Genomic DNA, 16,150 nt, shown 5'->3' with positions numbered 1-16,150 from the left:
TTAACGTACCTTCAGCGTTGCCAGGCCAATCAGCACCAGCATCAGCGAAATAATCCAGAAGCGCACGATCACGCGCGGTTCCGGCCAGCCTTTCAGTTCATAGTGGTGATGAATCGGTGCCATACGGAAAATACGTTGGCCACGCAGTTTGAATGAACCGACCTGCAAAATGACCGACAATGTTTCCACTACAAACACCCCGCCCATGATCACCAGCAGGAACTCCTGGCGCAGCAGCACAGCGATAATGCCCAGCGCGCCGCCCAGCGCCAGTGAACCGACATCGCCCATAAAGACCTGTGCCGGATAGGTGTTAAACCACAAGAACCCCAACCCTGCCCCGACAATCGCCGTACAGACAATCACCAGTTCCCCTGCGTGACGCAGGTAAGGAATGTGCAGGTAGTTAGCAAAATTCATGTTGCCGGTCGCCCACGCCACCAGCGCAAAACCGCCAGCAACGAAGACCGTCGGCATAATCGCCAGACCATCCAGGCCATCCGTCAGGTTGACCGCGTTACCGGTGCCAACGATCACGAAATAAGCCAGCAGAATGTAAAACATGCCCAGTTGCGGCATGACATCTTTAAAGAACGGCACCACCAGTTCGGTTGCGGGAGTATCTTTCCCTGCCAGATAGAGCGCAAACGCTACGCCCAGCGCAATGACCGACATCCAGAAATACTTCCAGCGAGCAATCAGGCCCTTGGTGTCTTTACGCACCACTTTGCGGTAATCATCGACAAAGCCAATTGCGCCGTAACCCACCAGTACCACCAGCACGCACCAGACGTAGGGGTTGGATGGGTACGCCCACAGCACAACGGAAACCACAATCGCGGTCAGGATCATGATCCCGCCCATCGTTGGCGTACCGCGTTTGCTGAAGTGCGATTCCGGACCGTCGTTACGCACAACCTGACCAAAAGAGAGTTTTTGCAAGCGGGCAATCATGCGCGGCCCCATCCACAAAGAGATGAAGAGCGCGGTCAGCAGGCTGACAATGGCGCGAAACGTCAAATAGGAAAAGACGTTAAAGCCGGAATAATATTTGACCAAATGTTCGGCCAGCCACACTAACATGTCCCGTTCTCCTGTAATTCGCGTACCACCTCTTCCATGGCGGAGCTACGTGAACCTTTCACCAAAATAGTAATAATTTTCTGCTCGGCGATAAGCGCTTTTAAACGCGCTGTCACTGCCGCTTTATCGTTAAAATGCTCGCCTACGCCGCTGGCTTCGCTCAACGCTTTGCTCAACGTGCCGACGCTCAGAACTTTATCAATGCCTGCGGCTTTCGCCGCTTCACCGACCTGGATATGACACGCTTCGCTCTCATCACCCAGCTCAGCCATATCGCCGACCACCATCACCCGGTAACCCGGCATTTCAGATAACACATGGGCAGCGGCGGTCATAGAACCGACGTTGGCGTTATAGGTATCATCCAGTAGCAGTTGATTCTCGCCCAACCGCACCGGGAATAAGCGCCCCGGCACCGCTTTCAGGTTTGCCAGCCCACGTTTTACCGCGTCCAGGCTTGCGCCAACCGCCATCGCCAGCGCCGTTGCTGCCAACGAATTAGCGATATTATGGCGACCCGGCAGCGGCAGAGTGACATCCACATTGCCGGTTGGGGTTTGCAGCGTGAATTCGGTGCCATGTGAAGTCACATGCACGTTCGTCGCGGTAAAATCGCTATTCGCTGCGTTGGGTGAGAAGCGCCAGACTTTGCGATCGCCAATAATGCTCTGCCAGTTCAGCCAGTCATTATTGTCGGCATTCATAATGGCGATACCGTTGGCGGGCAGACCGGTGTAGATTTCGCCTTTCGCTTTCGCCACACCGGCAAGCGAGCCGAAGCCTTCCAGATGCGCTGCCGCCAGGTTATTGACCAGCGCCGCTTCCGGGCGCGTCAGCCCCACAGTCCACGCGATTTCGCCCTGGTGGTTCGCCCCCAGTTCAATCACCGCAAACTGGTGCTCTTTGGTCAGGCGCAACAAGGTCATTGGCACACCAATGTCATTGTTAAGATTGCCTGCGGTGTAGAGCGTATTGCCGCATTCGCTGAGAATGGCGGCGGTCATCTCTTTCACTGACGTCTTGCCGGAAGAACCGGTCAGCGCCACCACGCGCGTTGGTACTTGCTGGCGAACCCAGGCAGCCAGCTCGCCAAAGGCCTGGCGGGTGTCTTTCACCACTAACTGCGGCAGGTCGATATCCAGTTTTCGGTTCACCAGCAGCGCGCCCGCCCCACCCTCTTTCGCTTTATCTGCGAAGTCGTGAGCATCAAAACGCTCGCCTTTCAGCGCGACAAACAGGCAGCCCGGCGTCAGTTTACGTGTATCGCTGGTTACCGCCTCAATCTGCACATCCTGTCCGTGCAGTTCCGCGTGCAGCGTACGGGTAAGTTGACTCAGCGTTACGCTAATCATGCCACTACCCCCAGCAAACGCGCTGCGGTGACGCGGTCGGAGTAATCCAGACGGCGCGTACCGACAATTTGATAATCTTCATGGCCTTTACCGGCGAGCAGCACAACGTCGTTCTCTTTGGCTTGCATAATGGCATTGGTCACCGCTTCAGCGCGGCCTTCCACTACGCGGGCCTGACCCGCATCCAGCATGCCCGCGAGGATATCGTTAATAATGGCGCGCGGCTCTTCGGTACGCGGGTTATCATCCGTCACGACCGGGACATCAGAGAACTGCTCGGCAATCGCGCCCATTAATGGACGTTTACCTTTATCGCGATCGCCACCGCAGCCAAACACGCACCACAGTTTGCCAGTGCAGTGCAGGCGCGCTGCCTGCAGCGCTTTTTCCAGCGCATCCGGCGTATGGGCATAATCCACCACCACGGTCGGTTTACCCGGCGCGCTGAAGACTTCCATACGACCGCAAACCGGTTGCAGACGCGATGCGGTTTTCAGCAACTCACTCAGCGGGTAACCCAGCGCCAGCAACGTCGCCAGCGCCAGCAGCAGGTTGCTGACGTTAAACGCGCCCATCAGGCGGCTTTCAATTTCACCGTTGCCCCATGAGGAGTCGAAATGGATCGTCGCACCGCTGTCGTGATAATCAACGCTTACCGCTTTTAACCAGCGTCCATGGCAGTCCGGATTGATATTTTCTTCCATTGATACTGCAACGGCGTCCGGTAATTTGCCCAGCCAGCGACGGCCAACTTCATCATCAGCATTAATGATCGCCTGGCCATAATGATGCGAAGAGAACAGCAGCCATTTCGCCGCTTCGTAGTTCGTCATATCACCGTGATAATCCAGGTGATCGCGGCTTAAATTGGTGAACACGCTGGCGGCAAATTTCAGTGCCGCCACGCGATGCTGAACCAGACCGTGGGAAGAGACTTCCATCGCGGCAAAGGTCGCGTTTTGCGCCGCCAGCCCGGCAATAACATGCTGAACATCGACAGCCGATCCGGTGGTATTTTCCGTCGGCACGACGTTCCCCAACAGACCGTTACCCACTGTGCCCATCACCGCGCTGGTTTCGCCAAGCAGTTGGCTCCACTGCGCCAGTAACTGCGTGGTGGTTGTTTTGCCGTTCGTACCGGTCACGCCAACCAGGCGCAATTGTTCAGAAGGCTCGCCGTAGAAACGGCCCGCCAGCGCGGAGAGGCGCTCATTTAACTGACTGAGGTAAACGACTGGAACACCGTGCATTTCACGAATTTCACCGTCATTTGCTTCATCTTTCGCTTCAGCAATAATGGCAGCAACACCTTGCGCAATCGCCTGCGGGATATATCGACGCCCGTCCGCCTGATGACCGACCACTGCCACAAAAAGATCGCCCGATGCAGCCACACGGCTGTCGAGTGTCATCTCTCGTAGCGCTCGCGCAGGTAGCATTGGCACCCACGGAGCGAGAAGGTCGCGCAAATTACGATCTGCCACCTGATCCCTCGCCTTGATTAATTACAAATTCACTTTTTTCGCCCGTAGTCAGCGCATCCGGCTCAATGTTCATGGTGCGCAGAACGCCGCCCATGATGGCACCAAAGACCGGCGCGGACACGGCGCCACCGTAGTATTTACCCGCTTGCGGATCGTTAATGACTACCACCAGCGCAAAGCGCGGGCGGCTGGCAGGCGCGACGCCCGCGGTGTAAGCAATGTATTTGTTGATATAGCGGCCATCGGGACCGACTTTTTTCGCCGTACCGGTTTTAATCGCGATGCGATACCCCTTGATGGCGGCCTTCACACCGCCGCCGCCTGGTAGCGCCACGCTCTCCATCATGTGTACAACGGTACGGACAATGGATTCGTTGAAGATGCGTTCGCCCGGTACTGGCGGATCAACTTTGGTGATCGACAGCGGGCGATAGATGCCATAGCTGCCAATGGTTGCGTAGACTCGCGCTAACTGTAACGGCGTTACCATTAGCCCGTAGCCGAAAGAGAAGGTGGCCCTCTCTATGTCAGACCACCGTTGTTTTTGAGGAAATAAGCCACTGCGTTCCCCGACCATCCCCAAATTGGTCGTTTTTCCCAGGCCAAAACGTGAGTAAGTATCTACTAACGCTGAGGAGGGCATCGCTAACGCCAGCTTCGAAACGCCAACGTTACTCGACTTCTGTAAGACCCCGGTAAGGGTTAATTCGCTGTATCGCGCCACATCTTTGATTTCATGGCCATTAATACGATAAGGCACCGTATTCAGCACCGTATTTGGCGTTACCACACCGCGCTGAAGCGCGGTCATGACAACCATCGGTTTCACGGTGGAACCCGGTTCAAATACGTCGGTAATGGCGCGGTTACGCATCGCATCTTTCGACGTGCCGGTGAAGTTGTTTGGGTTATAGGAAGGGCTGTTGGCCATTGCCAGCACTTCGCCGGTGTTCACATCCACCAGCACGGCGCTGCCCGACTCTGCTTTGTTAAACGCGACGGCGTTATTCAGCTCGCGATAGACCAGCGCCTGTAAACGCTCATCAATGCTTAAGGCAAGATTGTGTGCAGCCTGGCTGTCGGTAGACGAAATATCTTCGATCACGCGCCCGTAGCGGTCTTTACGCACAATGCGTTCACCTGGCTGACCGGTGAGCCATTTATCAAAGCTCTTCTCAACGCCTTCAATGCCCTGACTGTCGACGTTGGTAAAACCGATGAGGTGAGCGGTTACTTCTCCGGACGGATAGTAACGGCGAGACTCTTCACGCAGATGAATACCGGGTAATTTCAGTTTTTTGATGTAATCGCCGAGATCAGGATTCACCTGGCGTGCAAGATAAATAAAGCGCATCTTCGGGTTGGCATTGATGCGCGAAGCAAGCTGGTCGAGCGGCATATTCAACGCGTCAGAGAGCGCCTTCCAGCGATTATCCAGCGTCACACCGCCCGCATCGTGCAGCTCTTTAGGATCCGCCCAGATAGCTTTCACCGGCACACTCACCGCCAGTGGGCGACCAGAACGGTCGGTTATCATCCCGCGTGATGTCGCCACTTCTTGTACACGCAGAGAACGCATATCCCCTTCGCGCACCAGCATGTCCGGATTGACAACTTGCAGATAGGCAACGCGTCCGAGCAGGAACGCCAGCGCCAGCAGGATACAACCGCAAAGCAACGCAAAACGCCAACTGACAAAGTTGGCCTGTTCTTCCTGGCGTTTCGGTTTAAGCGTTTTCGCCGCTGCTTTCATGCGTTGCGTGATTCCTTATTCATCTCTATTTCTGCACCACGATATTTTCCTGTGAGGGATCGACATGCTGCATTTGCAGCTTTTCTGTGGCGATCCGTTCAACCCGGCTATGATCGCCGAGCGCGTTCTCTTCAAGGATCAGGTTGCGCCATTCGATATCCAGCGCGTCACGCTCAATAACCAGTTGTTCACGCTGCGCGGTTAATAAACGCGTGTGATGTGCGGTGGTGACTACCGTCACTGCCGTCATGATGATGCAAATGAACAAGCAGAGTGGCAGTTTCCCAAATCGCAAAAGATCGTCGCCGATCACGCCAGGCAAAGCATGGCGCTCGTTGCTTCCTAACGATCCCTTCACTTTGCTCAGGGTCTCTGTCACTCTGCCGATCATGCGTTCGTCCTCTCTGCAATGCGCAGAACTGAACTACGGGCACGTGGGTTTTCAGCCACTTCTTCTTCACCCGGCATCAACTTTCCTAAGGCTCGCAACTGACGGCCTCCCAGTTTCCTGAGTTGCTCTTCGGTCATCGGCAACCCGGCAGGAACCTGCGGGCCACGGCTTTGCTCACGCATAAAGCGTTTCACAATGCGGTCTTCCAGTGAATGGAAGCTGATAATCGAAAGCCGCCCTCCCGGGGCAAGCACGCCGAGCGAGTTTTTTAGCGCCAGCTCTATCTCTTCCAGTTCACTGTTCACCCAAATGCGCACCGCCTGGAAGGTACGGGTCGCGGGATGTTTGAATTTGTCCTTCACCGGCGTTGCCGCCGCCACCACTTCCGCCAGCTCTTTGGTGCGGGTCATGGGATCAAGACGATTGCGCTCGACAATGGCGCGGGCAATACGTTTAGCAAAGCGCTCCTCACCAAAGGTTTTTAAAACCCAGGCAATATCGGCTTCCTCAGCGGTTTGCAACCATTCGGCGGCAGACTGGCCACGTGTGGGATCCATACGCATATCTAACGGGCCATCACGCATAAAGGAAAAGCCGCGTTCCGGATCGTCAAGCTGCGGTGAAGAGACGCCAAGATCGAGGAGAATGCCGTCGATCTTGCCAATAAGGTCGCGCTCGCTGACATAATCAGCAAGCGCGGAAAAGGGACCATGAATGATGGAGAAGCGGGGATCATCAATGGTTTTAGCTACAGCAATCGCCTGCGGATCGCGATCGATCGCCAGCAAGCGTCCTTCCGCTCCTAGTTGGGAGAGGATCAAGCGCGAGTGGCCACCGCGACCAAAAGTGCCATCGATGTAAATGCCATCCGGACGAATATTCAGGCCGTTAACGGCCTCATCCAGCAGCACCGTCGTGTGTTTAAAATTTTCCATCATCATTACAGAGACAAATCCTGCAACCGATCCGAAAGCGCTTCGGAACCCGATTGCTCAGCGTCGATATCTTCCTTGACCTGTTGATACCAGGTCGTTTCGTCCCACAGCTCAAATTTATTGAACTGCCCGACCAGCATCACTTCTTTCGTTAATCCGGCGTGTTGCCGTAAAACAGGCGCAATCAAAATACGCCCGGCGCTATCCATCTGGCACTCGCTGGCATGCCCCAGCAACAAACGTTGTACGCGCCGTTCGAGCGGGTTCATGCTCGACAGACGCGACAGTTTTTGCTCGATAATTTCCCATTCGGGCAAAGGGTAAAGCAGCAGGCATGAGTGACGGATGTCAATGGTGCAAACCATTTGACCGGAGGCATTCTCCTGCAGCAAATCCCGATATCGGGTGGGTACGGATAACCGCCCTTTGCTGTCGAGATTGACTAACGTCGCTCCACGGAACATTTCCGATTCACCCCCAGGTGACCCTTTTACACCACTTTATCCCACAAATCCCCACTGAGGGAGTTTACGGAGCGGAGGAAAAGCTTGTCAAGCCAGCGCAATGGCTAACCAGAACAAAAGATCCCTTATTCGCAGCGAATATCTGCGCCGGTGAAATAGTGCTCAGCTTACGAGGCAAATTAACGTCATGAATATTTGCAAGAAAAAAAACAGAATATGCGCACGCGCGTTTAAAACCATTCAATTTCTGCGCGCGAAATATAAAGTGTCAGTTTGCGACGCGGGCGGCATTTTAAGACATATTGAAGAGAGTTAACAGCACCAGTTACACCAACGCGCACATAGCGCGGCGGCACTTCCGCAGTGATAAAACCTCAACGCGATAAATGAGCGTTAATTCAATGCGCATGGTCTTTTTTTGATGTAACAATTCAATACAAAAATCGGGATAAGTTACTTCTCAATTACGCTTTAAAAATGTTTTTTAAGAAATGGGCAAAATAAATTAGCAGCAGCCATTGGGAAATTAAGGATTTATCTTAGGAGAATCTCAACAATAATTTGATTAAAGGTAAGCGGTGAATAGTAAAAAGGCAGCTCTCGCTGCCTTTCACCCGAAACTACACCCGACTAAGTATGCCGCGACGGTAGAGATTACGGCGAATGCGGCTAAGGCCCGCTTTCGGTTTGCGTGGCTCATCAAGACTTGCCAGCACGATCTCCAGCACACGTTCGGCCACATCGCGATGACGCTGCGCCACCGCAAGCACCGGGCACTGCAGGAAATCCAGCAATTCATGATCGCCGAACGTAGCAATCGCCAAATCAGACGGCAGCTTGCCGTCGCGACGCAGCGTCACATCCAGCACACCCTGTAATAAGGCAAACGAGGTGATAAACAGCGCCTGCGGCATCGGGTTGGTTTCCAGCCATTTTTCAAACAGTTGAGCAGCGGCTTCCCGCTCATAACTGTTGGCGTAGAGATACTGAACCTCGCGCGGATCGTCTTTCCACGCGGTGCGAAAGCCTTGTTCGCGCAGGAAGCTCACCGACAGCTCCGGTAAAGCGCCAAGGTAAAGCACACGCTCCGCCGGGAATTTACGCAGCTCTTCTGCCAACATTTCCGAATCATCCTGATCGGCACCGACAACGCTGGTGAAGTGTTCCCGATCCAATGCGCGATCGAGTGCGACGATCGGGAAGGAGTCATTCGCCCACCGTTGATAGAACGGATGCTCCGGCGGCAGCGAAGTAGACACGATGATCGCGTCCACTTGCCGTTGTAGCAAATGTTCAATACAACGCATTTCGTTATCAGGCTGATCTTCAGAGCAGGCAATCAGAAGCTGATAGCCGCGCTGACGCGCCTGGCGCTCCAGATAGTTGGCAATACGCGTATAGCTCGTGTTTTCGAGATCGGGAATAACCAACCCAATCGAGCGAGTTCGTCCTGCTCGCAGCCCAGCCGCCACCGCGTTCGGGTGGTAGTTATGCTCACGAACAACCGCCATCACTTTTTCGACGGTTTTGTCGCTGACACGATACTGCTTCGCCTTACCATTAATGACGTAGCTGGCCGTGGTTCGTGAGACGCCGGCAAGCCGGGCGATTTCATCCAGTTTCACAATTGCCCCTTAAAATAATGCACTCCATAACCTTTTTAGGGATATAGGCTAATTTCCATAACATCTAAGCGCAGAATACTCACTGCGGCAACCGCTTTCGTATCGGGTTCCGTATGATTTCGCAAAAAAAAGCCCGGCGTAAGAGGCCGGGCGGATAAATGGAGAGAGCGATCACGATCAACGCATGATTTTGTCGCCGCGCGACAAACCCACCACGCCAGACCGCGCCACTTCAACGATTTTCGCGACATCGCGGATCGTCGACAGAAATGCATCCAGTTTGTCGCTGGTTCCGGCAAGCTGAACCGTATAAATAGACGGAGTGACATCGATGATTTGTCCACGGAAAATTTCCGCGTTGCGTTTCACCTCTTCACGTCCGTAGCCGCTGGCCTGGATCTTCACCAGCATAATCTCGCGCTCAACATACGCGCCTTGCCCCAACTCATTGACGCGCAGAACATCGACCAGTTTGTGCAGTTGCTTTTCGATCTGCTCAAGCACTTTCTGATCGCCAACGGTCTGGATAGTCATTCTTGATAAGGTAGGATCATCGGTTGGCGCAACCGTCAGGCTTTCAATGTTATAACCACGCTGAGAGAACAGACCAATCACGCGCGATAACGCGCCCGATTCATTTTCCAGTAACACAGACAATATCCGGCGCATAATCAGGTTCTCTCCGTTTTGCTTAACCACATCTCATCCATACCGCCACCGCGGATCTGCATCGGATAAACGTGTTCACTACCGTCAACGGTAACATCAACAAACACCAGGCGATTATTCTTCACCTGTTCCAGTGCTTCAGCCAGCTTCGCTTCCAGCTCATCCGGGCGCGTAATGCGGATCCCAACGTGCCCATAAGCCTCCGCCAGGCGGGCGAAATCAGGCAACGATTCCATATACGATTGTGAATGGCGACCAGAATAGATCATGTCCTGCCACTGCTTCACCATGCCCAGGTAACGGTTATTCAGATTGAGCACCAGCACCGGCAATTCATACTGTAATGCGGTAGAAAGCTCCTGAATGTTCATCTGGATACTGCCGTCGCCGGTCACGCAAATCACCGTCTCTTCCGGCAACGCCATCTTCACACCAAGCGCCGCAGGCAAACCGAATCCCATCGTGCCCAGCCCGCCGGAGTTGATCCAGCGGCGCGGCTTATCAAAGCGGTAGTAGAGCGCGGCGAACATCTGGTGTTGGCCGACATCTGATGTCACGTAAGCCTCGCCTTTCGTCAGGCGCCAGGCCGCTTCAATCACCGCCTGCGGTTTAATGCTCTCACTTTGGGTATCGTATTTCAGGCACTGGCGGGCGCGCCATTGGTCGATGCGCAGCCACCAGTCGCGGATCTCATCTAACGGCTGCGGATACGCTTCCTGATCCAGCAATTCCAGCATCTGTTCCAGCACCAGCCGCGCATCGCCAACAATGGGAATATCTGCCTGCACGGTTTTGGAAATGGACGTGGGATCGATATCGATATGCAGCACCGTCGCATCCGGGCAATATTTCGCCAGATTGTTGGTAGTACGATCGTCAAAACGCACGCCAACGGCAAAGATGACGTCCGAATGGTGCATCGTCATATTGGCTTCGTAAGTGCCGTGCATGCCCAGCATGCCGAGCGCCTGTCGGTGAGAAGCAGGAAATGCCCCCAGCCCCATTAATGAAGAGACCACCGGCAAATTCAATTTTTCCGCAAGCTGGCGTAGCGGTGCTTCGCAGGCAGAATTGATCGCGCCACCGCCTACATATACCACTGGCTTTTTCGCCGCCGCCAGCGTTTGCAATGCGCGCTTAATTTGCCCTTTATGTCCCTGAGTAGTCGGGTTATAGGAGCGCATGCTGACGGACTCCGGCCAGACATAAGGCAGCTTATTGGCCGGGTTCATGATGTCTTTCGGCAAATCCACCACTACCGGTCCAGGACGACCACTGGCGGCAAGCCAGAAAGCTTTCTTTAATACACCGGGAATATCTTCCGTTTGTTTGACTAAGAAACTGTGCTTTACCACCGGACGGGAGATACCCACCATGTCGCACTCCTGAAAGGCATCATAGCCAATCAGCGACGTTGCAACCTGACCGGAGAGCACCACCAGCGGAATAGAATCCATATATGCCGTGGCGATGCCGGTGATGGCGTTGGTCGCGCCAGGGCCGGACGTTACCAGGACCACGCCCACTTCACCCGTCGCACGTGCCAGACCATCGGCCATATGTACTGCCGCCTGTTCGTGGCGAACCAGCACGTGTTCAATACCGCCGACGGTATGCAGGGCATCGTAGATATCAAGAACCGCGCCTCCGGGATAGCCGAATACTTTCTTTACGCCTTGATCGATAAGCGATCGGACGACCATCTCGGCTCCAGACAACATCTCCATGCTTTGCCTCCAGGCTTATGTTTGTCGACTGACGGCGAAAATCATTTCCGCGCTGTCGCTCTGTTCAGAACAGGAAACCCCTGCACTCTGATTATGAATGGCAGTTACCATAACCGCTCAAAATCTGGCAGGCAATTAGCAAGCCCTGGCGGCGAACCCTGAGCAAAAGTGAAAAAACGACGTCAAAAACGCAGAATTGGTGGAAACATCTGTGATAAGTAAAGACGATGACCATTCATCATCTGAATACGAAGTTGTCCAGTAATTGATCCATTTTTGCAACATCGTCTGTCATTGCGACAGACATAAAACAGGACAAAATACTGCCAGAAAAAAACAGAGCAGAATAACCAAACGTTTTCACCGCTGGATGATTCTGCCCAATGGTTAATGGCTACACACCGACACCAGGAGTTCTTCCATCCATTGATGCCCCTTATCTCTTCCTGCGGCTTCGTGCCAGGAGAGATAACACGTGCGGCTCTTGAGATCTAACGGGAGCGGCAGCATCGCTAAATCCAGCCCTTCCGCAAATGTCGTCACTAACCAACGCGGTGCAATCGCCACCAGATGGGTTTGCGAAACCACGCTTAATACGCTTGTCAGCGCCATACCCTGGTAAGCAATACAACTGCGTTTATCCACGCTGTCATACCATGGCTGGCTAAATGATGCGTACCGATCCAGCGAAACCACCGCATGCTGTTCTCTGAATACGGCGTTTTCTGTAGTGAGCGTATTGAGGCGGGGATGCTGATGGCTGGCGACCAGCACCATTTCATCATTAAATAGCGGGATACAGGAAAACTCTGGTCGGCGAAACTCTTCGTAGCCAATCACAAACTCAATTTCCTGATAACGCAGTTGGTGCTCGGTGCTGTGATTAAGATCGGATTTAAAAACCAAATTAATACCCGGGGCGATTTTCTCCACGTTGTTATAAATCGCAGACGTTAAAAGATTATCCAGCGGGCTACAAACACACAAATTAAATACTCGTTCACTACTAAGCGGATCGAATCCGGAACCGGGCAGTTCATTTTGCACCAGTTGCAGCGCCTGGCGGATAGATCCAAACAGTTGATACGAACGTGCCGTTGGCTGGATCCCACGGCCATAGCGAACAAAAAGCTCGTCATTAAACATGACCTTAAGCCGCGCAACAGCATTACTCACTGCGGGTTGCGACATACCCAGAGCATGTGCTGCGCGGGTGATATTTTGCTCCTGCATTACTGCATCAAAAACAGTCAGTAAATTGAGATCGACAGAACGTAACTGCGGTTTCCCCTCTTCATTAACGTGCTGATTATAAACGTCTTCACCAGGTATTTTGCAATCCGTCGTCATCTTGAACTCCCTCGACCTGCGTCATAATAATATTCAGGAAGATGATTTATCACGCATATAGCATTATTAGAAGTGTGGTGTGACAAATTAGGAATATATAAAGCTGCTATTTTATTTTCATGGCGAATGAATATTTAATATTTCATCTTAAATCAAGGGAGCGCTTCATATATTTTTACGTTGGCAAACATTCTGTAATCTCAATAAAAATATATCCCTGACGCTGTTTTTCAGCACACCTAAATCGATCATGCGTGTCGCGTTTACGAAAGCCTTATATAGTGCATTACGCCAGATACAACCGACCATTTGTAAGCATGAAAAATGGTTTTCCATCTCACAGGCAGAATTATTAACTAATGCGCAACAAAATAACCGGCGCTCTTCAGCCACGCTTTTCAGACGAGGGGTTGACATTAACTTACGTATCCAGTACCACTAAAAGCATATCGCATTCACCTGGAGCATGATTCATGATTCGCAACGTCGGTTTCGCTGGTCTACTACTACTAAACGCATCTCTCGTGCGCGGTAGACCGGTGGGCGACATTCTGAGTTGAATCGTCCTTCCAGTTAAGACTAAGAACCCGCGCCTTGGCGCGGGTTTTTTTATGCTCGTAGCGAGGCGACCTAAGAGACAAAGGACCTAAACCATGAGCCAGCAAGTCGTTATTTTCGATACCACATTACGTGATGGTGAACAGGCGTTACAGGCGAGCCTGAGCGTGAAAGAGAAGCTGCAAATCGCCCTGGCGCTGGAACGTATGGGCGTCGATGTGATGGAAGTGGGTTTTCCGGTCTCTTCCCCGGGCGATTTTGAATCCGTACAAACCATTGCGCGCCAGGTGAAAAACAGCCGTGTTTGCGCCCTCGCCCGCTGCGTCGAAAAAGATATTGATGTTGCCGCCGAGTCGTTAAAAGTTGCCGAAGCGTTCCGTATCCATACGTTCATCGCCACCTCGCCGATGCATATCGCTACCAAGCTGCGCAGCACGCTGGATGAAGTGATTGAACGCGCCATTTACATGGTTAAACGCGCCCGCAACTATACCGACGACGTGGAGTTTTCCTGTGAAGACGCAGGCCGCACCCCGATCGCCGATCTGGCGCGCGTTGTAGAAGCCGCCATCAATGCCGGTGCAAAAACCATCAATATTCCGGACACCGTCGGCTACACCATGCCGTTCGAGTTCGCCAATATCATCACCGGCCTGTATGAACGCGTACCCAATATCGATAAAGCCATTATCTCTGTTCACACTCATGACGACTTAGGCTTAGCCGTGGGCAACGCTATCGCCGCAGTACATGCCGGCGCGCGCCAGGTAGAAGGCGCAATGAACGGTATCGGCGAACGCGCCGGTAACTGCTCGCTGGAAGAGGTGATCATGGCCATCAAAGTGCGCAAAGACATCATGAACGTGCACACCCAAATCAATCACCATGAAATCTGGCGCACCAGCCAGACCGTCAGCCAGATTTGCAATATGCCGATTCCGGCGAACAAAGCAATTGTTGGCACCGGCGCCTTCGCCCACTCCTCCGGTATTCACCAGGATGGCGTGCTGAAAAACCGCGAAAACTACGAAATCATGACCCCGGAATCCATCGGGCTGAACCAGGTTCAGTTGAACCTGACCTCCCGTTCCGGGCGCGCTGCGGTGAAACACCGCATGGAAGAGATGGGCTACAAAGAAGCTGATTACAACCTGGATAACCTGTACGACGCTTTCCTGAAGCTGGCGGATAAAAAAGGCCAGGTCTTTGATTACGATCTGGAAGCGCTGGCATTCATTAATAAACAGCAGGAAGAGCCAGAACATTTCCGCCTGGACTACTTCAGTGTGCAGTCCGGCTCTAACGATATCGCCACCGCGTCTGTGAAGCTGGCGTGTGGCGACGAGATCAAAGCCGAAGCCGCGAACGGCAACGGCCCGGTCGATGCGGTCTACCAGGCCATTAACCGCGTGACGGCCTATGACATCGAACTGGTGAAATACGATTTGAGCGCCAAAGGCCAGGGCAAAGACGCGCTGGGTCAGGTTGATATCGTGGTGAACTACAACGGTCGCCGCTTCCACGGCGTCGGTCTGGCGACCGACATTGTGGAGTCCTCTGCCAAAGCCATGGTGCACGTGCTGAACAACATCTGGCGCGCCGCCGAAGTCGAAAAAGAGTTGCAACGCCAGGCTCAGAACAAAGAAAACAACAAGGAAACCGTGTGATGTCGAAGAATTACCATATTGCTGTGTTACCGGGCGACGGTATCGGTCCGGAAGTAATGGCACAAGCGCTGAAAGTCCTGGAAGCCGTGCGTAACCGTTTTGGTATGCGTATTTCCACCAGCCATTATGACGTTGGTGGCATCGCCATCGATCGTCACGGTAACCCTCTGCCGCAGGCCACGGTTGAAGGCTGTGAGCAAGCCGACGCCATTCTGTTCGGCTCTGTCGGCGGCCCGAAATGGGAAAACCTGCCTCCGGCGCAGCAGCCGGAACGTGGCGCGCTGCTGCCGCTGCGTAAGCACTTCAAACTGTTCAGTAACTTGCGCCCGGCAAAACTGTATCAGGGGCTGGAAGCATTCTGTCCGCTGCGCGAAGACATCGCCGCCAACGGCTTCGACATTCTGTGCGTACGCGAACTGACCGGCGGTATTTACTTCGGTCAACCGAAAGGCCGCGAAGGCAGCGGTCAGCATGAAAAAGCGTTTGATACCGAGATCTATCACCGTTTTGAAATTGAGCGCATTGCGCGTATCGCGTTTGAATCCGCGCGTAAACGTCGCAAAAAAGTCCACTCGATTGATAAAGCCAACGTGCTGCAAACCTCGCTGTTGTGGCGTGAAATCGTCAACGAAATCGCCGGGGAATACCCGGACGTTGAACTGGCGCACATGTATATCGACAACGCCACCATGCAGCTGATTAAAGATCCGTCCCAGTTTGACGTACTGCTGTGCTCCAACCTGTTCGGTGACATTCTGTCCGACGAATGCGCCATGATCACTGGTTCGATGGGCATGCTGCCTTCTGCCAGCCTGAACGAACAAGGTTTTGGTCTGTATGAACCAGCAGGCGGTTCCGCGCCGGATATCGCCGGGAAAAATATCGCCAACCCGATTGCGCAAATCCTGTCGCTGGCGCTGCTGCTGCGTTACAGCCTGAATGCAGGCGACGCGGCTGACGCCATCGAAGGCGCTATCAATCGTGCATTAGAAGAAGGCGTGCGCACCGGCGACTTAGCCCGTGGCGCTGCCGCTGTCAGTACCGATGAGATGGGCGACATCATCGCTCGTTATGTCGCCGAAGGGGTGTAAT

The 16,150-nt window shown here is 53.5% G+C and carries 14 protein-coding genes; 3 read left to right on the top strand and 11 right to left on the bottom strand.

Translation table 11 applies throughout. The annotated features are described in order from the left end of the window. The 11 genes from mraY to leuO all read right to left on the bottom strand — a co-directional run bounded on the left by mraY (position 1) and on the right by leuO (position 12,833). Complete coding sequence (gene mraY / locus IP581_RS03725) at positions 1 to 1,083, bottom strand: phospho-N-acetylmuramoyl-pentapeptide-transferase (protein ID WP_020456544.1); 1,083 nt, start codon at positions 1,081 to 1,083, stop codon at positions 1 to 3. Beyond that, positions 1,077 to 2,435: a UDP-N-acetylmuramoyl-tripeptide--D-alanyl-D-alanine ligase gene (murF, locus tag IP581_RS03720; protein ID WP_086870519.1), complete on the bottom strand. Its 1,359-nt coding sequence runs from the start codon at positions 2,433 to 2,435 to the stop codon at positions 1,077 to 1,079. Before murF ends, mraY begins: the two co-directional genes overlap by 7 nt. Further along, positions 2,432 to 3,919, bottom strand: coding sequence for a UDP-N-acetylmuramoyl-L-alanyl-D-glutamate--2,6-diaminopimelate ligase (gene murE, locus IP581_RS03715; protein ID WP_193821788.1), 1,488 nt, complete (start codon positions 3,917 to 3,919; stop codon positions 2,432 to 2,434). The genes murF and murE overlap by 4 nt, the downstream gene beginning before the upstream one ends. Then, the gene (locus IP581_RS03710) at positions 3,906 to 5,672 is read right to left on the bottom strand and encodes a peptidoglycan glycosyltransferase FtsI (RefSeq protein ID WP_017457922.1); all 1,767 of its coding nucleotides are present in this window, start codon (positions 5,670 to 5,672) and stop codon (positions 3,906 to 3,908) included. Before IP581_RS03710 ends, murE begins: the two co-directional genes overlap by 14 nt. Before the next feature lie 25 nt (positions 5,673 to 5,697). After that, on the bottom strand, positions 5,698 to 6,063 hold the full coding sequence (gene ftsL, locus IP581_RS03705; protein WP_017457921.1) for a cell division protein FtsL: 366 nt from the start codon (positions 6,061 to 6,063) through the stop codon (positions 5,698 to 5,700). Then, the gene (gene rsmH / locus IP581_RS03700; protein ID WP_086870681.1) at positions 6,060 to 7,001 is read right to left on the bottom strand and encodes a 16S rRNA (cytosine(1402)-N(4))-methyltransferase RsmH; all 942 of its coding nucleotides are present in this window, start codon (positions 6,999 to 7,001) and stop codon (positions 6,060 to 6,062) included. The genes ftsL and rsmH overlap by 4 nt, the downstream gene beginning before the upstream one ends. 2 nt (positions 7,002 to 7,003) lie before the next feature. Further along, positions 7,004 to 7,462 carry a division/cell wall cluster transcriptional repressor MraZ gene (gene mraZ, locus IP581_RS03695; RefSeq protein WP_017457919.1) on the bottom strand — a complete coding sequence of 153 codons (459 nt, stop codon included), beginning with the start codon at positions 7,460 to 7,462 and terminating at the stop codon, positions 7,004 to 7,006. A gap of 620 nt (positions 7,463 to 8,082) precedes the next feature. After that, complete coding sequence (gene cra / locus IP581_RS03690) at positions 8,083 to 9,087, bottom strand: catabolite repressor/activator (RefSeq protein ID WP_086870513.1); 1,005 nt, start codon at positions 9,085 to 9,087, stop codon at positions 8,083 to 8,085. A 177-nt stretch (positions 9,088 to 9,264) separates the two neighbouring features. Next, positions 9,265 to 9,756: an acetolactate synthase small subunit gene (gene ilvN, locus IP581_RS03685; protein ID WP_086870511.1), complete on the bottom strand. Its 492-nt coding sequence runs from the start codon at positions 9,754 to 9,756 to the stop codon at positions 9,265 to 9,267. A gap of 2 nt (positions 9,757 to 9,758) precedes the next feature. Beyond that, positions 9,759 to 11,483 (bottom strand): acetolactate synthase 3 large subunit, encoded by a 1,725-nt coding sequence (gene ilvI, locus IP581_RS03680; protein WP_086870509.1) that lies wholly within the window; start codon positions 11,481 to 11,483, stop codon positions 9,759 to 9,761. Between the two features lie 387 nt (positions 11,484 to 11,870). Then, on the bottom strand, positions 11,871 to 12,833 hold the full coding sequence (gene leuO, locus IP581_RS03675) for a transcriptional regulator LeuO (protein ID WP_086870507.1): 963 nt from the start codon (positions 12,831 to 12,833) through the stop codon (positions 11,871 to 11,873). Between the two features lie 473 nt (positions 12,834 to 13,306). Here leuO and leuL point away from each other — a divergent pair, with 473 nt between their 5' ends. The 3 genes from leuL (at position 13,307) to leuB (ending at position 16,149) form a co-directional block, all read left to right on the top strand. Continuing rightward, complete coding sequence (leuL, locus tag IP581_RS24095; protein ID WP_110093646.1) at positions 13,307 to 13,393, top strand: leu operon leader peptide; 87 nt, start codon at positions 13,307 to 13,309, stop codon at positions 13,391 to 13,393. A 93-nt stretch (positions 13,394 to 13,486) separates the two neighbouring features. Then, positions 13,487 to 15,058, top strand: coding sequence for a 2-isopropylmalate synthase (gene leuA, locus IP581_RS03665; RefSeq protein WP_086870504.1), 1,572 nt, complete (start codon positions 13,487 to 13,489; stop codon positions 15,056 to 15,058). Continuing rightward, on the top strand, positions 15,058 to 16,149 hold the full coding sequence (gene leuB, locus IP581_RS03660) for a 3-isopropylmalate dehydrogenase (RefSeq protein ID WP_020456534.1): 1,092 nt from the start codon (positions 15,058 to 15,060) through the stop codon (positions 16,147 to 16,149). The genes leuA and leuB overlap by 1 nt, the downstream gene beginning before the upstream one ends. Position 16,150 lies beyond the last annotated feature (1 nt).

The sequence above is a fragment of the Kosakonia pseudosacchari genome (genome assembly GCF_015167415.1).
Taxonomy (GTDB): Bacteria; Pseudomonadota; Gammaproteobacteria; order Enterobacterales; family Enterobacteriaceae; genus Kosakonia; species Kosakonia pseudosacchari.
Note: the sequence above shows the minus strand (reverse complement) of the source record. Positions and strands in the feature narration are given on the sequence as shown.